The sequence below is a fragment of the Agrobacterium sp. 719_389 genome (assembly GCF_900188475.1).
In the GTDB taxonomy this organism is placed as follows: Bacteria; Pseudomonadota; Alphaproteobacteria; order Rhizobiales; family Rhizobiaceae; genus Agrobacterium; species Agrobacterium radiobacter.
The window spans coordinates 156,228-178,033 of record NZ_FYEM01000012.1; the positions used below are offsets into that span (position 1 = coordinate 156,228).

At 59.6% G+C, this 21,806-nt stretch carries 20 protein-coding genes; 10 read left to right on the forward strand and 10 right to left on the reverse strand.

Going from position 1 to position 21,806, the window contains the following annotated elements; translation table 11 throughout:
- The first annotated feature begins 25 nt into the window (after positions 1–25).
- Complete coding sequence (locus CFB10_RS20885; protein WP_020009265.1) at positions 26–1,417, forward strand: L,D-transpeptidase family protein; 1,392 nt, start codon at positions 26–28, stop codon at positions 1,415–1,417.
- Positions 1,418–1,483: 66 nt separating this feature from the next.
- On the opposite strand, the gene CFB10_RS20890 is transcribed toward CFB10_RS20885, so the two are convergent.
- The 3 genes from CFB10_RS20890 to CFB10_RS20900 are packed head-to-tail and all read right to left on the reverse strand — an operon-like array spanning position 1,484 to position 3,975.
- Complete coding sequence (locus CFB10_RS20890) at positions 1,484–2,689, reverse strand: MFS transporter (protein ID WP_026363417.1); 1,206 nt, start codon at positions 2,687–2,689, stop codon at positions 1,484–1,486.
- Positions 2,690–2,735: 46 nt separating this feature from the next.
- A complete protein-coding gene (locus tag CFB10_RS20895; RefSeq protein WP_020009263.1) occupies positions 2,736–3,383 on the reverse strand; it encodes a TetR/AcrR family transcriptional regulator in 648 nt (215 codons plus the stop codon).
- A 37-nt stretch (positions 3,384–3,420) separates the two neighbouring features.
- On the reverse strand, positions 3,421–3,975 hold the full coding sequence (locus CFB10_RS20900) for a Crp/Fnr family transcriptional regulator (RefSeq protein WP_020009262.1): 555 nt from the start codon (positions 3,973–3,975) through the stop codon (positions 3,421–3,423).
- A 57-nt stretch (positions 3,976–4,032) separates the two neighbouring features.
- On the opposite strand from CFB10_RS20900, the gene CFB10_RS20905 reads away from it, so the two are divergent.
- Positions 4,033–4,551 (forward strand): Spy/CpxP family protein refolding chaperone, encoded by a 519-nt coding sequence (locus CFB10_RS20905; protein ID WP_020009261.1) that lies wholly within the window; start codon positions 4,033–4,035, stop codon positions 4,549–4,551.
- 72 nt (positions 4,552–4,623) lie between these two features.
- Here CFB10_RS20905 and CFB10_RS20910 read toward each other — a convergent pair whose 3' ends face one another.
- The 6 genes from CFB10_RS20910 to CFB10_RS20935 form a co-directional block, all read right to left on the reverse strand.
- Positions 4,624–5,340 carry a ParA family protein gene (locus tag CFB10_RS20910; RefSeq protein WP_020009260.1) on the reverse strand — a complete coding sequence of 239 codons (717 nt, stop codon included), beginning with the start codon at positions 5,338–5,340 and terminating at the stop codon, positions 4,624–4,626.
- 286 nt (positions 5,341–5,626) lie between these two features.
- Entirely contained in the window at positions 5,627–6,772 is a 1,146-nt protein-coding gene (locus tag CFB10_RS20915) for an iron-containing alcohol dehydrogenase (RefSeq protein WP_020009259.1), read from the reverse strand.
- Positions 6,769–8,157, reverse strand: coding sequence for an aldehyde dehydrogenase family protein (locus CFB10_RS20920; RefSeq protein WP_020009258.1), 1,389 nt, complete (start codon positions 8,155–8,157; stop codon positions 6,769–6,771). The genes CFB10_RS20915 and CFB10_RS20920 overlap by 4 nt, the downstream gene beginning before the upstream one ends.
- A gap of 18 nt (positions 8,158–8,175) precedes the next feature.
- Positions 8,176–9,543, reverse strand: a complete 1,368-nt coding sequence (locus tag CFB10_RS20925) for a glutamine synthetase family protein (protein WP_004430664.1) — start codon at positions 9,541–9,543, stop codon at positions 8,176–8,178.
- A 66-nt stretch (positions 9,544–9,609) separates the two neighbouring features.
- On the reverse strand, positions 9,610–11,124 hold the full coding sequence (locus tag CFB10_RS20930; RefSeq protein ID WP_004430663.1) for an amino acid permease: 1,515 nt from the start codon (positions 11,122–11,124) through the stop codon (positions 9,610–9,612).
- A 212-nt stretch (positions 11,125–11,336) separates the two neighbouring features.
- Positions 11,337–12,110, reverse strand: a complete 774-nt coding sequence (locus CFB10_RS20935; RefSeq protein WP_020009256.1) for an N-formylglutamate amidohydrolase — start codon at positions 12,108–12,110, stop codon at positions 11,337–11,339.
- Positions 12,111–12,286: 176 nt separating this feature from the next.
- Between CFB10_RS20935 and CFB10_RS20940 the strand changes: the two genes are divergently transcribed.
- The 6 genes from CFB10_RS20940 to CFB10_RS20970 all read left to right on the forward strand — a co-directional run bounded on the left by CFB10_RS20940 (position 12,287) and on the right by CFB10_RS20970 (position 18,539).
- Positions 12,287–13,165: a MurR/RpiR family transcriptional regulator gene (locus CFB10_RS20940; protein WP_026363416.1), complete on the forward strand. Its 879-nt coding sequence runs from the start codon at positions 12,287–12,289 to the stop codon at positions 13,163–13,165.
- A 290-nt stretch (positions 13,166–13,455) separates the two neighbouring features.
- Positions 13,456–14,562 (forward strand): ABC transporter substrate-binding protein, encoded by a 1,107-nt coding sequence (locus CFB10_RS20950; protein WP_020009254.1) that lies wholly within the window; start codon positions 13,456–13,458, stop codon positions 14,560–14,562.
- Positions 14,563–14,664: 102 nt separating this feature from the next.
- Positions 14,665–15,549, forward strand: a complete 885-nt coding sequence (locus tag CFB10_RS20955; protein WP_020009253.1) for an ABC transporter permease subunit — start codon at positions 14,665–14,667, stop codon at positions 15,547–15,549.
- On the forward strand, positions 15,546–16,328 hold the full coding sequence (locus CFB10_RS20960; RefSeq protein ID WP_004430656.1) for an iron ABC transporter permease: 783 nt from the start codon (positions 15,546–15,548) through the stop codon (positions 16,326–16,328). Before CFB10_RS20955 ends, CFB10_RS20960 begins: the two co-directional genes overlap by 4 nt.
- Before the next feature lie 13 nt (positions 16,329–16,341).
- Entirely contained in the window at positions 16,342–17,400 is a 1,059-nt protein-coding gene (locus CFB10_RS20965; protein ID WP_020009252.1) for an ABC transporter ATP-binding protein, read from the forward strand.
- 95 nt (positions 17,401–17,495) lie between these two features.
- Positions 17,496–18,539, forward strand: a complete 1,044-nt coding sequence (locus CFB10_RS20970; protein WP_026363415.1) for a zinc-dependent alcohol dehydrogenase family protein — start codon at positions 17,496–17,498, stop codon at positions 18,537–18,539.
- A 41-nt stretch (positions 18,540–18,580) separates the two neighbouring features.
- Here CFB10_RS20970 and CFB10_RS20975 read toward each other — a convergent pair whose 3' ends face one another.
- Complete coding sequence (locus tag CFB10_RS20975) at positions 18,581–19,219, reverse strand: hypothetical protein (protein WP_020009250.1); 639 nt, start codon at positions 19,217–19,219, stop codon at positions 18,581–18,583.
- A 331-nt stretch (positions 19,220–19,550) separates the two neighbouring features.
- On the opposite strand from CFB10_RS20975, the gene CFB10_RS20980 reads away from it, so the two are divergent.
- Both CFB10_RS20980 and CFB10_RS20985 read left to right on the forward strand, forming a co-directional pair.
- Complete coding sequence (locus CFB10_RS20980; protein ID WP_020009249.1) at positions 19,551–20,327, forward strand: AAA family ATPase; 777 nt, start codon at positions 19,551–19,553, stop codon at positions 20,325–20,327.
- Positions 20,328–20,405: 78 nt separating this feature from the next.
- On the forward strand, positions 20,406–21,737 hold the full coding sequence (locus CFB10_RS20985; RefSeq protein WP_026363414.1) for an MFS transporter: 1,332 nt from the start codon (positions 20,406–20,408) through the stop codon (positions 21,735–21,737).
- Positions 21,738–21,806: the final 69 nt, after the last annotated feature.

Here is a 21,806-nt window from a genome sequence, read left to right on the forward strand (position 1 = left end):
TGAACAAGCAAGGGATAGCAGAATCGTGAAACAGTTTCTTAACGCAGCTCTGGGTCTGACAGTCGCGCTGGTGGCGGTTATCGCCCCGCTCCAGGCTGGCGCGCAGCAGCGTTATGGCGACCAGCAGCAGACAATGCTGGTCACTCCGGACGGTCGTGTGCTCGACTTCATGCCGGAGCGCGGTGATATCGTCATCAGCCGTGATGCGATGGGTCGCACGGTGTTTTACGACCAGTACGGCAATCTCCTGGCCACCGAAATGCCCTCCGGTTATCAGCAGCGTCAGCAGGCACGCCAGCGCGACACCACCTATTATCCGCCCGCCCCCGGCGGCCAGTATCGCGAGCCGCAGCGCGACTATGGCTATCAGGACAATGGCAGCGTGCGCGATTACCGCGAATATCGCGGCGACGGCTCCGACGACAATTTCTATACCGGTTCCGTTCCCGCGCCCGGCGCGGTTGAAAGCGGCCCACTCGGTCAACCGATGCCCGGCGAGAGCACCACGGCCGCCGTTCCGCAGCCGGATCACCTGATTGAGCGGCATACGCCGGTGACCACACCTGTCAACCGCTCGCGTCAGGAGATCGTCGCGCTGCAGACCTTCCTCGATCGCGAGGGCATCTCGCCCGGCGTTATCGACGGCAAGATGGGCGACAACGTCAACAAGGCGATTGCCGCCTGGCAGGACATGACCGGCGAAAAGCTCGATCCGAACAATTCCGATGATATTCTGGAGCGGCTGCGCGCCTCCGGCGGCATGCCGATCGTGGATTATACGATCACTGCTGCCGATGCCGCAGGCCCCTATGTCGCCTCCATTCCGGACGACTATGCCGCAAAATCACAATTGCCGGCGCTCTCCTTCACCTCCACGTCCGAGGCGCTGGCCGAACGCTTCCATATGGATGAGAACTACCTGAAGGAACTGAACCCCGGCATCGATTTCTCCGTGCCCGGTACGATCATCAAGGTCGTTAATCCGGGCGAGACGAAGAAGGGGCAGGTCGCCCGTATCGTTGCGCACAAGGGCATCAAGCAGGTCTTCGCTTATGGTCAGGACGGCAACCTGATCGCAGCCTATCCCGCCACTATCGGTTCCACGGATACGCCCTCGCCGAGCGGCACGCATACGGTGGAGCGCATCGCGCTCAATCCGGGTTACACCTATAATCCGAAGATCAACTTCAAGCAGGGCCAGAACGACAAGATCCTGCAGATCCCGCCGGGTCCGAACGGCCCGGTCGGCACGGTATGGATCGCCCTGTCGAAGCCGACTTACGGCATTCACGGCACGCCGGAACCGTCCAAGATCGGCAAGACCAACAGCCACGGCTGTATCCGCCTGACCAACTGGGATGCGACCGAGCTGGCGAAAATGGTCCGTCCCGGCGTGGTGGTCGAATTCGCGGAATAAATCGGCTGGAAGAAAAAGAAAAAGCCCGGCGGTTTGGTCCGCCGGGCTTTTTTCGTTGATGGCGTTTCAGTCGCGCTTTTCCGTCAGGAAATATAGAAGGGCTGCCACCGGCAAGGCAAAGCCGATCCACGAGGCGGCTTGCCATTCGCCAACGGCATAAGCCCAGCCGCCCACGGCGGAACCGATCGCGCCGCCCATGAAAAACGTCGCCATGTAGATACCGTTCAGGCGGCTGCGGAATTCCGCTCCGAGCGTAAAGATCGCCCGCTGGCCGAGCACCAGATTGGTGGTGACGCCGAAATCCAGAACGATGGCTGCGACGACCAGAATGGCGAGCGCCAGATGTGAACCTTCAGGCGCCAGATGCGTGACGGCGAAGGAGAGCGCCACCGCCACCAGTGCAAAGAAGGTGGCCGCACGCGTCCAGCCGCGATCGGCCATCCGCCCGGCAATCGGCGCGGCCACGGTGCCGGCCGCACCGGCCAGTGCAAAGAGCGCAATCTCACCCTGACTCAGATTGAAATGCGGTCCGCTCAGATAAAGCGGCGTCGTGGTCCAGAACAGGCTGAAAGCCGCAAACAGGAAGGCGTGATAGATCGCCCGCCGCCGCAGGATCGGCGTGTGCAGCGCCAGCCGGCCCATCGAGGCCATCAAGGCCCCATAGCTCAGCCGCGCATCGGGCATACGGGCGGGCAGAAGCCGGAAAAGCACCACGGCAAGAGGCGCCATGACTGCCGCAGACGTCAGAAACACACCGCGCCAGGACACCACTTCCGACAACAGGCTGGAAACCGGCCTCGCCAGCATGATGCCGGCCATCAGCCCGCTCATGACATTACCGACCACCCGCCCGCGAATGGCGTGCGGCGCCATATGGGCGGCATAGGGAACGATGACCTGTACCGCCACCGAACTGACGCCGACGAGAAAGGCCGCAATCAGAAACGGGGCCGCATGCGGCGCGAATGCCGCTCCCACGAGGGAAAGCACCGCCATCGCGACGGAACTGACGACCAGCTTGCGGTTTTCAACGAGATCGCCAAGCGGCACGACAAACAGCAGACCGATACCGTAACCGATCTGAGTCAGGGTTACGATAAGGCCGGTAGCGCCGGCGGAAAGACCAAGTTCCGCCCCGATGATGCCGGCAAGCGGCTGGCCATAATAAAGGTTGGCGGCAATCAGTCCGCAGGCTGTCGCCAGGAGGAAAGTCAAGGCCGGGGAAATGGATGTTGCCTCAACATCATCCCCTTCAATTACACGCGTCGTCATCATTCTCTCCAATATGGAAACAATCGTTTCCTAAATAGTCATAAAATCACTCGGCAAGCTTCATGGCGATATCCACCACGGCCACCATGTCTTTGAGGCTGCGCCCCGTCTTTCCCACCACGCGCATGCCGTACATCATGCACAACATCGCCCGGGCGAGATCATCGGGATCAGCCTTTGAACCTACGGAACCATCCTTCTGCCCTTCGGCAACGAGACGGGCGACGATGCGCTCCCTCGCCTTCACGGCCCGCTCGACCACAACTGCAATGTCGTCATCCAGGGCGGCCAGATCGGCAGCAGCACCAACCACCAGACATCCGTCAGAGCCGACACCACCATGCGACCGTTCCGCATAGAACATCAGGCCTGCCCTAAGGCGCTCATAACCGGTATCGAAGCCGGCCACCGCTGCCTCGAAACGCCCGGTCTGTACGATCCTGTAGCGCTCCATCGTGGCGATGAACACGGCCTTCTTGTCCTTGAAGGCCTTGTAAAGACTGCCCTGCGCCAGTTCCATCGCATCGGTGAGATCACCAACGGAGGTAGCGTGGTAACCTCGTCTGGAAAAAACGCGGATCGCGCCATCAAGTGCACGGTCGAGATCGAACTCGCGTGGCCTGCCGCGATGGCGCTGCTCCTGAGAATTGGGTTGGGCGATATTGGTCATGGCCGCAATATAGGAAACGATCATTTCCAAATCAAGCGAATAATTTTCTGCCTGCGCCCGGTTAGTCGGATGAAGCCGGGCGTCTGGCTATTTCCCGATATAAAGCCTCGGCAGAAACGCCTATTTCAGCCGCGAGGCTCTTCCATTGCCCCTTGGGCGGAAGCCTGCCTTCGTTGACGGTGATCCATGCTTCAAGCCGCGCGCTGACCGAGCGTAGCGCCAATATTTCCGCCCGCGTCCTGACCTTTTTTAGCTCGCCGGAGATATGATTTATCCATTCGAGTGCGAATGCGGGTTCGCGTTCCAGCAATTGCCGCAGCGTGCTGATGGACACGAACAATGCGCGCCCTGCCGTCATCGCGATGGCGTCGCAGTGATATTGCTTCGAGAAGACCGAGGCTTCGGCAAGAATCGTCAGGGGCCCCGCGCGCTGCAACACTGCACTATGTCCATCCGCCTGAAACCGCATCAGGTGGACGCAGCCCTCGGCGACCAGCGCCAGCATGTGAATGGGATCGCCCTGATGAAAAAGGTATTCACCTTTTTCAAAGGATCGGGAGATGGACGCCCTCGGGCGAAGCTGGTCAAAAATCGAACTCGACATGATTTCTATCATGTCCGGCAAACCGGCCGGCTGGCAAGCTCAGGGGATCGCAACAACCCGAGTAGCCTCATGAAATCCACGGTTCTTGTCTTCCTAACCGCTCTTCTCCCCCTCTCAGCCGCCGGGGAAGAGCGGCATCTCCACCAATCGCCCTATGCGGGCCAGCAGAGCCGAACCATCAAGAGCCTGTCGGCTGAAGATATTGCCGAATTGGAACAGGGAGGCGGATGGGGCTTTGCGAAAGCCGCCGATCTCAACGGTATGCCGGGTCCCTCACATGTCAGCAAGATGGCGACCGAACTGGCGCTGACGGCGGAGCAGACCGCCGCCGTCCAGCAGCTGTTTCAAACCATGCGGAAAGATGCCGCGACAGAGGGCAGGCAAATGATCGCCGGCGAAGCGGCGCTGGATGCCAGCTTCCGTACCGGCGCGATCAATGCGGATCAACTGCGCGCGCAGCTCGACCGTATTGAAGAAAGCCGCGCCAGGCTGAGATACATCCACCTTGCCGCTCATCTCGAAACGGTGAAGCTGCTGACCAAGGAGCAGGTCACACGTTACAACAAGCTGCGCGGCTATGCGCCTTGACGGCCCGGAAATGTCCTCTGGCCTTAAGCAGGCGGACGGAACCTGTCCCTGCGCTTCAGGCAGCTCCGGCTCTCAGGCGGCTTTGCGGGTGAAGAGGCGCGCAGGTTGCGTGCCGAGCCGCAGAAGCCGTTGCGGCAGAAGGCCGACGACCTCAGTCGCGAAGGCTTTCGCATTCTCCACGGCCTTGTCGATATTGCTGACCTTGTCCTTGTCGAGACAGAGAAGCGTGCCGCCATAATCGAAAATATCGCGATAGGCTGCTCTCTCGACAATCGGCGTATTGAGAACCGAGACGTTCTTCTCAGCCAGCAGCATTTTGACGAGAAGCAGGGAGCGCGTCGCCACCATGGCATTGACCCGCGTCAGCACGATGGAATGGGCGATCGCCTTGCCCATCTTGCGGTTCAGGAATTCGATATGATCGAGAACCTCGGCAGCGCCGCGCGCATCCATGGCTGAACCCTGTACCGGGATAAGCACATGATCGGAAATACCGAGCGCCATCGTCAGAAGCGGCGTTTTCGCTCCCGGAAGGTCGATGATGAAACAGTCGGTGTTGGCCTTGTTTTCGCGAATATGACCCTCGAGCGAGGCCATCGTCACATGCGAAATCACCGAGAGATTTTCGATGTCGCCTGATAATTCGCGCCAGCGGGAAATCCACAATTGCGGATCGGCGTCCAGAACCGTCACGCGGTGGCCGCTGCTGGCCAGTTCGGTCGCGAGAAGCAGCACAGCCGTGGTTTTTCCAGCGCCGCCCTTGGTATTGGCGAAAGTGATGACTGACATGATACCCCCTGTTGGTCAGAGCCGTTTCATGCTCATTCACGCACCGAACCAATCATGGTGCTTTCCATAACCTTAACGAAGATGGTTAAGAAAAGGCTAAGATCGTTTTTGGGGACAACAAAAAGCCCGCGACTGGATCATCGCGGGCTTCATGGATTACAGATCGTATCTCAGCCCTGTCCTGATGCAGGGCACGACGGTGCGGCTTGTTTCTTCTCCCCGCCGGCGAGAAGACGAAAATCGCACCCACTCGGCCTCTCATAAACCTAGCGAATGGCAGGGCTCATCAGAAGCAGTCCTCGAACAGCTTCTTTGTATTCTCGAGCGTCATCGGCACCGGATTGCCGCCGCAGCTCGGATCCTTGATCGCCTCCGCCGTAAGCTCATCGATACGGTCAGGCTTGATGCCCATGGCGGTCAGGTTTTCCGGCACGCCGAGTTCCTTGCGAAGCTCGAGCACATAGTCATAGAAGCCGTCGAAACCGCCGGAAATGCCGAGATAGGCGGCCGCGCGGGCGATCTTGTCTTCGATGGCCGGGCGATTGAAGCGCAGCACCGCAGGCATCACGACGGCATTGGTCATGCCGTGATGGGTATTGTAGACCGCACCGATCGGATGCGAGAGCGAGTGAATGGCGCCGAGGCCCTTCTGGAACGCAACCGCCCCCATCGCCGCCGCCGCCATCATATTGGTGCGCGCTTCGATGTCCGTGCCGTCCTTATAGGCGCGCGGCAGGAATTCCTTGACGAGACGCAGGCCCTCCAGCGCCACACCGGCGCTCATAGGATGGAAGAACGGCGATGAATAGGCTTCGAGGCAATGGGCAAAGGCATCCATGCCCGTGCCGGCCGTAATGACCTTCGGCATGCCGACTGTAAGCTCCGGATCGCAGATGACGACGCCGGGCAACAGCTTCGGATGGAAGATGATCTTCTTCACATGGGTCTGCGAATTGGTGATGACGCTGGCGCGGCCGACTTCCGAACCGGTGCCCGCCGTGGTCGGCACCGCGACGATCGGGGCGATCTTGGCGGCATCCGCCCGCGTCCACCAGTCGCCAATATCCTCGAAATCCCAGACCGGGCGCGTCTGCCCGGCCATGAAGGCGATTGTTTTGCCGAGATCGAGGCCCGAACCGCCGCCGAAGGCGACGACGCCGTCATGGCCGCCATCGCGGTAGGCTTTGACGCCGGCTTCCATGTTGATCTCGTTGGGGTTCGGATCGACCTCGGCGAAAATTGCACGGCCAAGGCCAGCCTCTTCCAGCACATCGAGCGCATGTGCGGTGATCGCCATGTTGGCAAGGCCGCGATCGGTCACGAGAAGCGGCTTTTTGATGCCGAGCGTCTTGCAGGCTTCCGCCAGTTCCTTGATCCGGCCACGGCCAAGCTTGACGGCGGTGGGATAGCTCCAGTTGGCGACGATATTCATTTCGTGACTTTCTTCAGATGGTAGGATTTCGGTCGGGTCAGGTTCTGGAAACCAAGAATGGAGAGCGAGCCGCCGCGGCCCGTTTCCTTCACGCCGGTCCAGCAAAGGGCGGGATCGAGATAATCGGCGCGGTTCATGAACACGGTTCCGGTTTCGATCTCACGGCCGATGCGCCCGGCACGCGCTGCATCCTGCGTCCAGAGCGAGGCGGTCAGGCCGTATTTGCTGTCATTCATCAGCGCGATGGCTTCGTCGTCATGTCTGACCTTCATGATGCCAAGAGCAGGGCCGAAGGTTTCTTCGGTCATGAACTCCATGGAATGATCGACATTGACGAGGATTTGCGGCGCGACATAGGCGCCTTCACCGTCGTCGGCAGGGAAGAGCTTCGGATCGACCAGCGCCTTCGCACCCTTTGAGACGGCATCGGCGATCTGCGCGCGCACCACCTTGGCGAAACGCTTGTTGGCCATCGGCCCAAGAGTGGTTTCCTGCTCCAGCGGATTGCCGAGCTTGTAGTTGGACACCCAGGCGACGGACTTCTCGACGAATTCGTCGTAGAGGTTTTCGTTGACGTAGATGCGCTCGATGCCGCAGCAGCATTGCCCGGAATTATAGGTGGCGCCATCCATCAGCGTATCGACGGCGGCGTCGAGATCGGCGTCCTCCATCACATAACCGGGGTCCTTGCCACCGAGCTCAAGCCCGAGACCGGTGAAGGTGCCGGCTGCGGCGCGCTCGATGGCGCGGCCGCCTTCCACCGAACCGGTGAAGTTGACGAAATTGAATAGGCCTTCGGAAATCAGCGCCGAGGTCGTGGCGTGGTCGAGGAAGACGTTGATGAAGACATCTTCCGGCACGCCGGCCTCTAGGAAAGCCCGCACCATGCGCTCGCCGACCAGCAGCGTCTGCGCCGCATGCTTGATAACAACCGTATTGCCGGCCATCAGGGCGGGCGCAACGGTATTGATCGCCGTCATGTAAGGATAGTTCCAGGGAGCAATGACGAAGACCACGCCATGCGCTTCGCGCTCGATGCGGCGTTCGAAATTGCCGCTTTCCTCGATGACGAGCGGCGCCAGCGCATCGGCCGCGATGGAGGCGACATAGTTGGAGCGCTCGTTGAAACCCTTGAACTCGCCGCCGTAACGAACCGGACGGCCCATCATATGCGCCAGTTCCGGCACGACTTCCGCCACCATTTCATTGAGGCGCGCAACACCCTTCAGAACCAGCTGAACGCGGTCCTCAAGCGGACGTCGCGCCCAATCCTTTTGCGCCTTGCGCGCCTTCGAAACGGCGGCGCGCGCCGCTTCCAGCGACATCGCCTCCCGCTCGGCATAAACCGAGCCGTCGATGGGCGAGATATTCTGGATCATGGTCATGATGTTTTCCCGTAATGATTAGGCTCGTTCGAAACCGCGCGCCACTTCCCAGTCGGTCACGCGGCGGTCGTATTCTTCCTGTTCCCACCGTCCGGCATGGACATAATGGTCGATCACATCGTCGCCGAAGGCCTTTCGCAGCATTTTCGATCCGTCCAGAAACGCGGTGGCGTCACGCAGGGTCTTGGGTATCTCGCGCACGTCCTTGCCGCCATAGGCATCGCCGACAAAAGCGGGCTCAAGTTCAAGTTTATTTTCGATGCCGTCAATGCCTGCCGCAAGCAAAGCCGCCATGGCGAGATAGGGATTGAGATCGGAGCCGCCGACGCGGCATTCGATGCGGATGCCCTTGGTGCCTTCGCCGCAGAGGCGATATCCCGCCGTGCGGTTGTCGAGGCTCCAGATCGCCTTGGTGGGCGCAAACGTGCCAGCCATGAACCGCTTGTAGGAATTGATATAGGGGGCGAGAAAATAGGTGATCTCGCTGGCATGAGCGAGAAGCCCGGCAACATAATGCCGCATCAGCTCCGACATGCCGTGCTTGGCGTCCTTGTCGAGGAAAGCAGGCGTCTTGCCGTCGACGCTCCACAGCGACTGATGAATATGCGAGGAACTGCCGGCGGCATTGTAGTTCCACTTCGCAAGGAAGGTCACAGCCTTGCCCTTCGACCAGGCGATCTCCTTGGTGGCGTTCTTGATGATGGCGTGTCGGTCGGCCATGGTCAGCGCATCGGCGTAACGAACGTTGATTTCCGCCTGGCCGGCGGATGCCTCACCCTTGGAATTTTCGACCGGAATGCCGGCGCCCTGCAAGCCCTTGCGCAGCGCCCGCATGACATCCTCTTCCTTGGTCGTCTGGAAGATGTGGTAATCCTCATTATAACCGCTGGCGAGGTTCAACCCCTTGTAACCGTTGGCGCGCGCCGCATCGAAGGTCTGGTCGAACAGGAAGAATTCCAGCTCAGTCGCCATATAGGCCTTCAGCCCCATGGCCTCCAGCCGCGCCACCTGCTTTTTGAGAAGCGCGCGCGGCGAATGCGGCACTTCCTCATGGGTGTGATGGTCAAGCACGTCGCAAAGCACCAGCGCCGTGCCTTCCAGCCATGGCACGCGCCGCAGCGTCGAAAGGTCTGGCTTCAGCACATAATCGCCATAGCCCTTTTCCCAGCTGGAGGATTTGTAACCGGGAACGGTTTCCATCTCCATGTCGGTGGCAAGCACATAGTTGCAGCTATGGGTTTCCTCAAAGGCGCTTTCGACGAAGAATTCCGCCTGGAACCGTTTGCCCATCAGACGCCCCTGCATGTCGACAAGGCAGGCCAGAACCGTGTCGATGCGCCCCTCGGCGACATCCATTTTAAGCGCGTCGAATGTGTAGCTCGTCATTTTTGTCCGTTCCCTTTTATTGTGGCGACCGGGCGGCCGGGATGCGGCCGCCCGTTTGTTTGTGCATCAGGCCTTTGCAGCCGCTGCGGTAACCGCAGCCTGCTTGTGCTCCATCGCGAATTCCTCTTCCGGCGACAGGATGAGGCGATGGCGTCCGACAAAGGCAAAATAGGCGATCGCCACGGCAAACCAGACGGCGACCCAGAGCACGCCCTTGGTGAAGTTTGGATCTTGGATCTGGTAAAGCAGCGTGACGATGGCGATGATAACAGTCAGCACCGCGCCCGGAATGCCGAAGGGCGAGCGGAACGGCCGCTCGATATGCGGCAGGTTCTTCCGCAGCAGAATGAAGGAAATCGCCTGCATGATGTAGGAGAACATGGCACCGAACACTGCCATGTTCAAAAGCACGCTGCCGATGATGCTGCCGCCCTGTTCCGCACCCAGCGAGAACCAGATGACAAGCATGACAGCGAGGCCGACAATCGCGCCGGAGATATTGGCGACATAGGGTGTGCGGTATTTCGAGTGGGTGATCGACAGCACGGTCGGGAAATAACCCGCACGCGACAGCGAATAGATCTGCCGGCCCTGCGCATAAAGGATCGTATGGAAGCTGGCGATCAGGCCGGTCAAGGCAACAAGACCCAGCACCACCACGCCGCCATCGCCGTAGATCGCCTTGAAGCCATCAAGCAGCGGCTCGAGCGAGGAGCTGAGATGGAAGGCGCCAACGCCCGGCAGGGATGGGTTGAGCAGCACGATCATGAAGGCCGAGACCATCAGCGTCACCATGCCGAGAATGATGCCCTTGGGCATGTCTCGTTTGGGATCGACTGATTCTTCAGCCGCCAGCGGCAGCTGCTCGATGGCGAGGAACAGCCAGACCGCGAAAGGCAGCGTGGCGAGAACGCCCGAGAAACCGAAGGGGAAGAAGGAACCGCCACCTTCCGGCAGCTCCACCGCCTTGCCATCAGGTCCGACACCGATATTGAGCGCGAAACGCGAAAAATCGATATTGGGAATGGCGCTGATCCAGAAGAACACCAGAACGGCGAGCGAAATCAGTGTGATAACAAGTGTGACCTTGAAGGAAAGCTCAAGTCCGAAGACATTGAGCGCAAGAAAGATCAGATAGAACGCTATCCACACGAAGGGTGAATAGGCCGGATCAAGGCCGAGAATGGAGTTCACATAGGCCGTGATGAAGGTGACGACGACCGCCGGCGTCAGCACATATTCGACATTCTCGCAAAGTCCGGTGATGAACCCGCCCCATGGACCCATGGCCGTGCGGGCGAAGGAATAGGCCGCACCCGTATGCGGCAAGGCCGGGCTCATTTCCGCGATCGAAAATGTCAGCCCGAGATACATGATGGCGATGATGATGCCCGCCACCAGCATGCCGCCCCAGCCGCCGGTGGAAAAGCCGAAATTCCATCCGGAAAAATGCCCGGATATGACCGCGCCGACGCCGAGTGACCACAGCGACCACACGCCCGCATAACGGGATAGTCCGCGTTTTTCGAAATAGGATGCATCAGCCTTCTTGTAGCTGACGCCTGATGATGAACTGTCCATGCCCTTCTCTCCTGATAAGAAAAAAACAAGCCAGTCAGCCGTTATTGGCCGATTGTGCCCCAGTTTCCGGCTTCACGCGGGTGCTTCCCTCGCTCTGCCGCACGCACTTGCTGTTCCCTTGCCGCTTCGCGCCTTTCCGGCTTTATTGAATGGCGGCAGTCTCGTTTTGATGGCGGCCCCGGTGCTTTCACCATCGGCCAGCCCTTGCTCCCTCACCCGTCAAGCGACGAGAGCGCCTTCTCCATGAGCTCATGGAGAAAACCGGCAATAGTCGCCTGATCTCCTTCATTGGCGATGAGATCGTTGCGGATTTCGATCATGACGTTCAAAAGCCCGTCCGGCAGCGCATGCAGGCGAAGCGTATGTGTCACGCCGTCTTCCGGACCATAGGGATCATTGCGATTGACCGTGAGCGAAGACCCTTCGGCGCCCGCCAGCATCGCATCCGCCAGGCGGCTGTCGCTATCGTGCAGGATGCCGATCTCAACCTTTCGGAACCGGCCGTGATAAACGGGCGTGAAACTGTGAATGGTTACCACCACCGCCTTGCGGCCATCCGCCTGCCGTTTGGCGATAATCTCGCTCACCCGGTCATGAAACGGCACATAAAGCGCTGACGTGCGGGCGAACCGCTCCGCTTCGCTAAGCTCGAAATTGCCGGGAATATCGTAAATCTCGCTTTTCACCGGCATGGCGGAAGGCGATTCGGGCGGCCGGTTACAATCATAGACGAGACGTGAAAAGCGCTGATAGACGAGCGTGGCGTCAAATTTTTCAGAAAGCAGCCGGGCAACGGCCAGAGCGCCCGGATCCCAGGCCGCATGGCTCGAAAGCACATCCGGCGAAAGACCCAACGTGCCATATTTCTGCGGTATGGTGGCGGAGGCATGCTCGCAGACGAGAAGGACATCGCCTTTCGCCGCCGCATTCTCAACGCCGACGGCCTGCCCTTCCGCTTCTGTGAAAAACCGTGAACGCACCGTCATGCACGAACCCCACCCGGAAACCCCGTGTTCCGCCAATGACGAAAAGAATTCTTCACATTATTGCGAGTGTCAAATGGAATTTTGAAATTTTCTCTTCATTTTCCCCATTGACTCGATAGCTGGCACAGATGTTTATTTTAGCCATGCACCGGCAGAAGACCGGAAAGGGGAAAAATTTGCGCAGCACGACGGCGACCGTGTCGGATGTCATCCATGCCCATTACGGCGCGCTGACCCGTTCGGAAAAACGGCTGGCGGAAAGCCTGCTCGGCAACTACCCCGTCTCCGGCCTCGGCAGCATCACCACGATCGCGGAAAATGCCGGCGTTTCGACGCCAACGGTGGCGCGCATGGTGCAAAAACTCGGTTATAAGGGCTATCCGGAATTTCAGGCGCATCTGCATCAGGAACTGGAAGCAACGATCTCCGGCCCCGTCGCCAAACACGACCGCTGGGCCACCAATGCGCCCGGCCTGCACATTCTCAACCGCTTCGCCGACGCCATTACCGGCAATCTGCGCGATACGCTGAGTGACCTCGACACCGCTGTCTTCGACAATGCCGCCGCGCTGCTTTCCGACCGCAAGCGCAGCATCTATTTTGTCGGCGGGCGCATCACCGGCGCGATTGCCGAATATTTCTTCACCCATATGCAGGTGATCCGCCCGAAAACGACGCTGATGTCGTCCAATTCCAGCGCCTGGCCGCAATATATGCTCAATATGAGCGCCGGCGATGTGCTCGTCATCTTCGATATCCGCCGCTACGAACATGATATGACGACGCTTGCCGAAGTGGCCAAGGCCAACGGCGTGCAGATCATTCTCTTCACCGATCAATGGACATCGCCGGTGGCGCGCCATGCGCTGCACATTTTCCGCGTCAGGATCGAGGCTCCCTCGGCATGGGATTCCTCCGTTGTCACCCTGTTCGTGGTCGAAGCCCTGATCGAGGCGGTGCAGAGCGGCACCTGGGATGAAACCAAGGAACGCATGAACGCGCTGGAAGGCCTGTTTGAACAGACACGGCTGTTCCGCAGGCCGGAAAGAACATGAATTTGCATAGCCGGCATACGACTTGACGCGGATGCCGCACGCTGATTGGATACCTGTCATCGCCACCAGCACGATAAAACAGGGGAAAACACCAAGCTGGGGAACGCATCTGGTCTAACGGACGACAACGGGCAACTCCCGCAATTACAGGCATACAATCCTGATAATGGCGGAAAACGAGTGTAAAGTGCCGGAATCCGGATAAATAATTTGTAATCTGGCCGTCACATTAGCTTCATCGAGAATCCGTATCAGCGTCCGCAATATGAGAACACGAAGAGGAGAAAAAAGTGATCTCTCACTGCCGCCGACTGCTTGCTACGACCACCGCGCTGGTCATCGCCTCCACCGCGATTGCCGCCGCTGAACCGAGCGCCGAACTGATCGCCGCCGCCAAGAAGGAAGGCATGCTGACCACCGTCGCGCTGCCGCACGACTGGTGTGGTTACGGCGACGTGATTGCCGCTTTCAAGGCAAAATACCCGGAAATCACCGTCAACGAGCTGAACCCCGACGCCGGCTCCGCCGATGAAGTCGAAGCCATCAAGGCGAACAAGGACAACAAGGGCCCGCAGGCTCCTGACGTCGTTGACGTCGGTCTCGCCTTCGGCCCGCAGATGAAGGCCGAAGGCCTGCTGCAGCCTTACAAGGTCTCCACCTGGGACGAAATTCCTGACAATGTGAAGGATCCGGAAGGTTACTGGTACGGCGACTATTACGGCGTCATGTCGATGTTCGTGAACAAGGACCTCGTCAAGAACACGCCGAAGGACTGGGCCGACCTGCAGAAGCCGGAATATTCCGGTCAGGTAGCGCTTGCCGGCGATCCGCGCGCCTCCAACCAGGCAATCCTCGGCGTTCTCGCCGCCGGTCTTTCCACCGGTGCGAAGTCCGGCAAGGAAGCCGGTGAAGCCGGCCTGAAGTATTTCGCCGACCTCAACAAGGCGGGCAATTTCCTTCCGGTCATCGGCAAGGCCGGCACGCTGGCCCAGGGTGCGACCCCGATCATCATCGCCTGGGACTATAACGCCCTTTCCTGGAAGAAGACGCTGAACGACAACCCGCCCACGGAAGTCGTCGTTCCTGAGAAGGGCGTTCTCGCCGGCGTTTACGTTCAGGGCATTTCCGCCTACGCGCCGCATCCGAACGCCGCCAAGCTTTGGATGGAACACCTCTATTCCGACGACGGTCAGCTCGGCTGGCTGAAGGGCTATTGCCACCCGATCCGCTTCAACGCCATGGTCAAGGCCGGCAAGGTTCCGCAGGAACTGATCGACAGCCTGCCGCCCGCAGCAGCCTATGAAAAGGCGATCTTCCCGACACTCGAGGAAGTCGACGCCAACAAGGCTGCCGTCACCGGCGGCTGGGACAGCGTCGTCGGCGCGAACGTGAAGTAAACTGTTGAAAATGCGCCCCGGCCGATCAAAGCCGGGGTGCTTCTTTTATAATGAATACCTTAATAGACAGACCGTTTTAAAAACGGCGTTTGGGGACAAGGCATGTCATCGACCAACACCGGCGGACCATCCGATGCGGGCAGGAAGTTGCCTCTTCACTGGATAGGAATCGTACCTTTTGCCGTTTTTGTTCTGCTGTTTCTGATCCTGCCGACGATGAAGATCGTCATCGGCGCGTTTCAGCAGACGGATGGCAGCTTCACGCTGGAAAACATTGCCGGGCTTTTCACCTCATCAATCCTTGCCGCCTACTGGATTTCGATCAAGATCAGCCTTGCCTCGGCAGCACTCGGCTGCCTGATCGGCTTTGCCGTCGCCGCAGCCGTGGTGCTTGGCGGCCTGCCGCAGCGCATTCGCGGCCCGCTTCTCACCTTTTCCGGCGTCGCTTCGCAATTTGCCGGCGTGCCGCTTGCCTTCGCCTTCATCGCCACGCTCGGCCCGGTCGGCCTGCTTACCGTCTTTCTGAAGACGCAGGTCGGCATTGATCTCAGGCTTTTGGGCTTCAACATCCTGTCCTTCTGGGGCCTCACCGTCACCTATCTGTTCTTCCAGATACCGCTGATGATCCTCATCATCACGCCGGCACTTGATGGCCTGAAGCGCGAATGGCGCGAGGCAGCCGAAATTCTCGGCGCAACCGGCCTGCAATATTGGCGCATGGTCGCCTTCCCCATCCTTTTGCCGTCGCTGCTCGGCACCATGTCGCTGCTGTTTGCCAACGCCTTCGGCGCAGTGGCAACCGCGATCGCGCTCACCGGCTCCTCGCTCAACATCGTACCGATCCTGCTTTTCGCGCAGATCCGTGGCGACGTTCTCGGCAATCCGCATCTCGGTTATGCGCTTGCCTTCGGCATGATCGTCGTCACCGGCATCGCCAATGCACTTTATATCTGGCTGCGCGCCCGCAGCGAAAGGTGGCTGAAATGAAGCGTTTCTTCGCCTGGGGCGCGCTGATTTTCGGCCTGCTCTATTTCGCCCTGCCGCTGATCGGCATGACCAACTTCTCGCTGAAAATGCGGCGCGGCGAATATTCCTTCGACGCCTATGCCAAGGTGCTTACCGATCCGCGTTTTCAGGAGACCTTCAGCTATTCCGTCGTGATGGCGCTGTTCACCATCGTCTTCGGCGTTCTGCTGGTCGTGCCAACGGCCTATTGGGTGCGGCTGAAACTGCCGGGCCTGCGGCCCTATATCGAATTCATTACTCTTCTGCCGCTGGTCATTCCTGCCATCGTCATCGTGTTCGGTTACATCAGGCTTTACAACACCTCCAGCTGGCTGCCGCTGACCGGCACGACCTTCGGCACAAACCTTCTTCTGATGTTCGGATATGCCACGCTCGCCCTGCCCTACATGTACCGCGCCGTCGACACCGGTCTCAGGACCATCGACGTCTCGACGCTGACGGAAGCAGCGCAAAGCCTTGGCGCGGGGTGGACGACCATCCTGTCGCGCATCATCCTGCCCAATGTTCTGGTCGCGGTGCTCTCGGGCGCGTTTTTGACCTTCGCCATCGTCATCGGTGAATTCACCATGGCGGCCCTTTTGAACCGCCCGGCCTTCGGCCCCTATATGCAGCTGCTCGGCGCCAACCGCGCCTATGAACCGGCGGCCCTTGCCGTGATTTCCTTCGGCATCACCTGGGGTTGCCTGGGTCTGATCCAACTCGTTTCACGCTACCAGAAGGGCGCGCCTCCCAAGGCCTGAGGACAAGATTTTCATGAGCTTTTTGACACTTAGCAATATCAAGAAATCCTTCGGCTCCGTGCAGGTCGTGCATGATTTCAACATGGCCATCGAAAAGGGCGAGTTCGTCTCCTTTCTTGGACCATCGGGCTGCGGCAAAACCACCGTGCTGCGCATGATCGCCGGCTTTGAAATCCCGACTGGCGGATCGATCGTCATCAATGGCAAGGACCAGACGACGCTGAGACCAAACCAGCGCAATATCGGCATGGTGTTTCAGGCCTATGCGCTGTTCCCGAACATGAATGTCTACGAGAACGTCGCCTTCGGGCTCAAAGTCGCCGGCAAGCCGAAAGCCGAGATCGATGCGCGCGTGAAGGAAATGCTCCAGCTTATCCATCTGGAACATCTTGCGGACCGCTATCCCTATCAGATGTCGGGCGGCCAGCAGCAGCGCGTGGCGCTTGCCCGCGCTCTGGCCCCGAAGCCGGAAGTCCTTCTGCTCGACGAGCCGCTTTCGGCGCTCGACGCCAAGATCCGCGTCTCGCTGCGGGAGGAAATCCGCCAGATCCAGCAGAAACTCGGCATCACCACCATTTTCGTGACCCACGATCAGGAAGAGGCCCTGTCGATTTCCGACCGGATCGTTGTCATGAATGGCGGCCGCGCCGACCAGATCGGCTCGCCCTTCGATATTTACAACAAGCCCGCGACCCGCTTCGTCGCCTCCTTCGTCGGTACGCTCAACCTCATCGACGCGACCATCGTGGATTCCTCCTCCAACACCATCCGTGTCGGAGAGCAGCAGATCACCCTCCACAAGCCGGTCAATGCGGCGAACGGCGAAAAAATTACTCTCGCCCTGCGACCGGAAGCGGGCTCGCTCGGCAGCGATGCGAAAGGCGATGTCGCCATTTCCGGCACGGTCACCTCCAGCCAGTTCCTCGGCTCCGTCATCCGCACCCGCCTCGATCTTGGCGGCTCGACCCTGTCTTTCGACATGTTCAACGATCCCGGCACAGCGCCCCCCGCCGTCGGTGAGCCGGTGACGCTGAAATTCGCGGCCGGCGACCTGATGGTCATCAAGGACTGAACCACCTTTCCGGATGCAAAACCGCTCCGCCCCCTTGCTGGAAATGGTAGAGCAGGTATCACTTCGAACCTGCATACCAACGATGTGAGGCCATGATGCGCGCGCTTTATTACGAACGATTCGGCGAAACCCCGGTAGTCGCATCCCTGCCCGATCCGGAACCGACCGATGGCGGCGTCGTCATCGCGGTGAAAGCGACGGGCCTGTGCCGGAGCGACTGGCACGGCTGGATGGGGCATGACCCGGATATTCGCCTGCCGCACGTTCCCGGCCACGAATTTGCCGGCGTCATCGCCGCGGTCGGCAGACACGTCACCCGCTTCAAGACCGGTGACCGCGTTACCGTTCCATTCGTCTCCGGCTGCGGCCATTGCCATGAATGCCGTTCCGGCAACCAGCAGGTCTGCGAAGCGCAGTTCCAGCCCGGCTTCACCCATTGGGGTTCCTTCGCCGAATATGTCGCGATCGATTATGCCGACCAGAACCTCGTGCACCTGCCTCAATCGATGAGCTACGCCACCGCCGCCGGCCTCGGCTGCCGTTTCGCCACCTCGTTCCGTGCCGTGACCGATCAGGGACGCCTGAAGGGCGGCGAATGGCTGGCGGTTCATGGCTGCGGCGGGGTCGGCCTCTCCGCCATCATGATCGGCGCTGGTCTTGGCGCGCAGGTCGTCGCCATCGACATCGCCGAAGACAAGCTTGAGATGGCCCGGCAGCTCGGCGCGACCGCGACAATCAACAGCCGCACGGTTGCCGATGTTGCCGAAGCCGTGCGCGAGGTGACAGGCGGCGGTGCGCATGTCTCGGTCGATGCGCTTGGCCACCCGCAGACGTGCTGCAACTCCATCAGCAACCTGCGCCGGCGTGGACGCCATGTGCAGGTAGGCCTCATGCTCGCCGACCATGCCATGCCCGCCATTCCCATGGCCCGGGTGATCGCCCATGAGCTGGAAATCTACGGCAGCCACGGCATGCAAGCGTGGCGTTACGGGGACATGCTGGCCATGATCGAAAGCGAAAAGCTTGCACCGGAAAAGCTGATCGGCCGCCACATCACGCTTTCCGAGGCCGCAACCGCCCTGCCCGCCATGGATAGCTTCAGGGAAAGCGGCATCAGCATCATAGACCGGTTCGAATAGTCCCGGTCCTGTGACGTTTCGCGGACGGAGCCGGGTCAGGCTCAGGCGTTCCTGCGCCCGAAAGCCCGGACAGGAGCGCCAGCCCGGGACGGCGCCTGCTCTGAGGAAGGTGCCGGCACACTTGCGCCGGGACTCCCCTGGTTGTCGCTCCATTGGCGGCTCATCAATTGTTTCTTGCGTATCTCCAGCGGATCGGACACGGCGTCCGCCGAGCCATTGTCAGTGACGGCTGGTGTCGTCAGTGACCGCGCAAACCACCGTATGATCTGTAGCCCCTTGTGGATGAAAACCAAAAAGCCGACCGCAAGCACGGCAATGAAAATCACCAAGCCCCAGCGGCTGTTCTGCTCGTCACGGGCTGCGCGTTCCATGCGGTGTTTGGTCGTTGGATCAAAACCAAGCGTCGCCTTCAGGCTCGCAATATCCGCATGGCTGAGCTTGGTATAACGGTCGCCGTGATACAGAACATAGCCGCTAGTGCTACCATTCAGATAACCGAGATCGAGCGCCTTCCCGTCCCGGAGGAAAGCTGCGGTGTTCGGCAGATCATAGACGAGATCGATCGTCTCGCCGCCGCCAAATCCGGGTATGGCAAATAATCGAACCTTCCGCGCCTCGGCCCCACTCGCGAATATCGCGGAGAAAAGGGCCGCGGCAGAAAAGAGCGCAATGTAATTCATCCATTCCCCACAACAGCAACGAGAATGCATGACGATTGACACCTCTGTATTAATACGAAGTATATATTTGAGTCATTCTTTTAATTACACAGTAATTACTGCGATTAATTGCACATACGAAATCATTATATATTAAATATTCCGAATTATTATTTTATAATAAACTAAAAAATACAGCCCAGCAAAGCCGAGTTGATACCGAACAGTCCGGCGCCATTGGCGCGGGCCGCGGACCGCGTTAAACTCCAGTCCCGCTCACACGCCTTGGGCCTCCAAGACGCGCCGAAGCACAACACCTCCGAACGGGATGGATATTGGCAAGGACTGCAACATGCTGTTTCTCGACAGCGTCACCATGAAGGAAAGCGCGGACGGGAGGAATGATTACCCCTTCTCGGTTCCGGCGCTGCGCCAGCTGGAGCGCCTCGAATTCAAGACGCCGATCACCTTTTTCGCCGGCAATAACGGCTCCGGCAAATCGACGCTGCTGGAAGGGCTGGCGGCCGGGATGACGGCCTATGCCATCGGCAATCACGGCCAGGTGGCCGGCGACCTCTATCTCCAGCATGCCGAGACCGTGGCGAAGTCGTTCTATTTCGCCCGCAAGAAATATCCGAAGATTCGCATGTTCCTGCGCGCGGAAGACGTCCTCGGCTATGTCCGCCGCCAGAACGAGGAAGCGCTAGACGATTTTCGATGGGAGCGGGAGAAGGCTCTGAAAAAAGGCGAAGACTTTCCCGAGGAAACTCCGGAGACGTTTCGCAGGATCATCAGGAACAATGCCATAGACCGGCGGTCGCATGGCGAAGGGTTCCTCGACATTCTGCACCGGCGCGTCCACGGCGCCGGCCTCTATTTTCTCGATGAACCGGAAAGCCCGCTTTCGCCGCAAAAGCAGCTCGAACTGGCGTCCCTCATCCGTCACGCCGCCGATAGTGGCGGCCAGTTGATCATCGCCACCCATTCACCGGTGCTCTTGGCCATTCCCGAGGCGACGATTTATTATTTCGATGAGGATGGCGTCACCGAACGCCTCTATGACGAGCTGGAGAACATCAGCTTCCTGCGCCGCTTCCTCGACCGCCCTTCGAAATACCTGAACGATTGAACACCGATGAGGCTTGAAATCGCGCTGCGCTTGCCGCATTCCCATAAGTAATACTTAATTTAGAAAAGAAGCAGCTTCATGTCTCCTACCACCACACCGGCGGCAGCCCGGCCACTTAACAGCCAGGATTACAAAACTCTCGGCCTTTCGGCCTTGGGCGGTGCGCTCGAATTTTACGACTTCATCATTTTCGTATTTTTCGCGACCGTCATCGGCCATCTGTTTTTCCCGCCGGAAATGCCAGACTGGCTGGTGATGATCCAGACCTTCGGCATCTTCGCCGCCGGTTATCTGGTGCGGCCGCTGGGCGGCATCGTTCTCGCGCATTATGGCGACCGTTATGGCCGCAAGCGCGTCTTTGCCTTCTCGATCCTGCTGATGGCGCTCTCGACCCTGGGCATGGCGCTGATGCCGACCTATGCCATGATCGGCGTGGCAGCACCCATCCTGCTCATCATCCTGCGCATGCTGCAGGGTGCTGCCATCGGCGGTGAAGTGCCGGGGGCCTGGACCTTCGTTGCCGAACACGTGCCGTTCCGCCGCGTCGGGCTTGCCTGCGGCTTCCTCACATCCGGCCTCTCTTTCGGCATTATGCTGGGCTCGCTGATCGCCTTCGCCATCAACTCGCTCTTCACACCCGAGGACGTGGCCGGTTACGCCTGGCGCATTCCCTTCCTGCTCGGTGGGATTTTTGGCCTGATCGCCGTTTATCTGCGCCGCTGGCTGGAAGAAACGCCCATCTTCATGGAGATGAAGAAGTCGAAATCGCTGACGGACAAGCTGCCGCTCGGGCTGGTGCTGAAACACCATATGCGCGGCGTGATCATCTCCGCCCTGCTGACATGGGTCCTGTCGGCCGCCATCGTCGTCACGACGCTGATGACCGCCACCTTCCTGCAGAAGCTCTATGGCTATACCCCGACGCAGGCGCTCGCCGGCACCAGCTTCGGCACGCTGTTCCTGATCTTCGGCGTCATCATCGCCGGAGCGCTGATCGACCGTATCGGCTCCGGCCTCTTCTTCATGGGCGCGAGCATCTTTTTCGGCATCGCCACCTTCACCTTCTACAGCTACGCCGGCACCTCGCTTCAGACCATGTTCGTGCTTTATGGCGTGATGGGCCTCTCTGTCGGCATGGCGGGTGCGGTGCCCTATGTCATGGTCCGGGCCTTCCCGGCATCGGTCCGTTTCTCCGGCCTATCCTTCGCCTACAACGTCTCCTATGCCGTCTTTGGCGGGCTGACGCCGATCGGCGTGACGACGGCGCTTGCGGTCAACCCCATGGCCCATGCCTGGTATCTGGTGTTCATCGCCGTCCTCGCCTTTGCGATCGGACTCTATCTTTACCTGCGCGGCAGCGAGGTGGAGAGCCATGTCGGCATCGAGGAACTGGCGGCGTTAAGGTCGTAAAAGACACAATGAATGCAAAAAGCGCGGGCCCTGCCCGCGCTTTTTGTTTGACCTGTACCGCCTGAAACC

What these genes read in the sequence shown, in the direction of transcription:
- CFB10_RS20910 (WP_020009260.1), bottom strand. Translation starts at nt 5,340, where the DNA reads ATGTCAGTCATCACTTTCGCCAATACCAAGGGCGGCGCTGGAAAAACC.
- CFB10_RS20970 (WP_026363415.1), top strand. Translation starts at nt 17,496, where the DNA reads ATGCGCGCGCTTTATTACGAACGATTCGGCGAAACCCCGGTAGTCGCA.
- CFB10_RS20930 (WP_004430663.1), bottom strand. Translation starts at nt 11,124, where the DNA reads ATGGACAGTTCATCATCAGGCGTCAGCTACAAGAAGGCTGATGCATCC.
- CFB10_RS20965 (WP_020009252.1), top strand. Translation starts at nt 16,342, where the DNA reads ATGAGCTTTTTGACACTTAGCAATATCAAGAAATCCTTCGGCTCCGTG.
- CFB10_RS20955 (WP_020009253.1), top strand. Translation starts at nt 14,665, where the DNA reads ATGTCATCGACCAACACCGGCGGACCATCCGATGCGGGCAGGAAGTTG.
- CFB10_RS20915 (WP_020009259.1), bottom strand. Translation starts at nt 6,772, where the DNA reads ATGAATATCGTCGCCAACTGGAGCTATCCCACCGCCGTCAAGCTTGGC.
- CFB10_RS20975 (WP_020009250.1), bottom strand. Translation starts at nt 19,219, where the DNA reads ATGAATTACATTGCGCTCTTTTCTGCCGCGGCCCTTTTCTCCGCGATA.
- CFB10_RS20960 (WP_004430656.1), top strand. Translation starts at nt 15,546, where the DNA reads ATGAAGCGTTTCTTCGCCTGGGGCGCGCTGATTTTCGGCCTGCTCTAT.
- CFB10_RS20920 (WP_020009258.1), bottom strand. Translation starts at nt 8,157, where the DNA reads ATGACCATGATCCAGAATATCTCGCCCATCGACGGCTCGGTTTATGCC.
- CFB10_RS20985 (WP_026363414.1), top strand. Translation starts at nt 20,406, where the DNA reads ATGTCTCCTACCACCACACCGGCGGCAGCCCGGCCACTTAACAGCCAG.
- CFB10_RS20935 (WP_020009256.1), bottom strand. Translation starts at nt 12,110, where the DNA reads ATGACGGTGCGTTCACGGTTTTTCACAGAAGCGGAAGGGCAGGCCGTC.
- CFB10_RS20900 (WP_020009262.1), bottom strand. Translation starts at nt 3,975, where the DNA reads ATGATAGAAATCATGTCGAGTTCGATTTTTGACCAGCTTCGCCCGAGG.
- CFB10_RS20890 (WP_026363417.1), bottom strand. Translation starts at nt 2,689, where the DNA reads ATGACGACGCGTGTAATTGAAGGGGATGATGTTGAGGCAACATCCATT.
- CFB10_RS20905 (WP_020009261.1), top strand. Translation starts at nt 4,033, where the DNA reads ATGAAATCCACGGTTCTTGTCTTCCTAACCGCTCTTCTCCCCCTCTCA.
- CFB10_RS20925 (WP_004430664.1), bottom strand. Translation starts at nt 9,543, where the DNA reads ATGACGAGCTACACATTCGACGCGCTTAAAATGGATGTCGCCGAGGGG.
- CFB10_RS20895 (WP_020009263.1), bottom strand. Translation starts at nt 3,383, where the DNA reads ATGATCGTTTCCTATATTGCGGCCATGACCAATATCGCCCAACCCAAT.
- CFB10_RS20980 (WP_020009249.1), top strand. Translation starts at nt 19,551, where the DNA reads ATGCTGTTTCTCGACAGCGTCACCATGAAGGAAAGCGCGGACGGGAGG.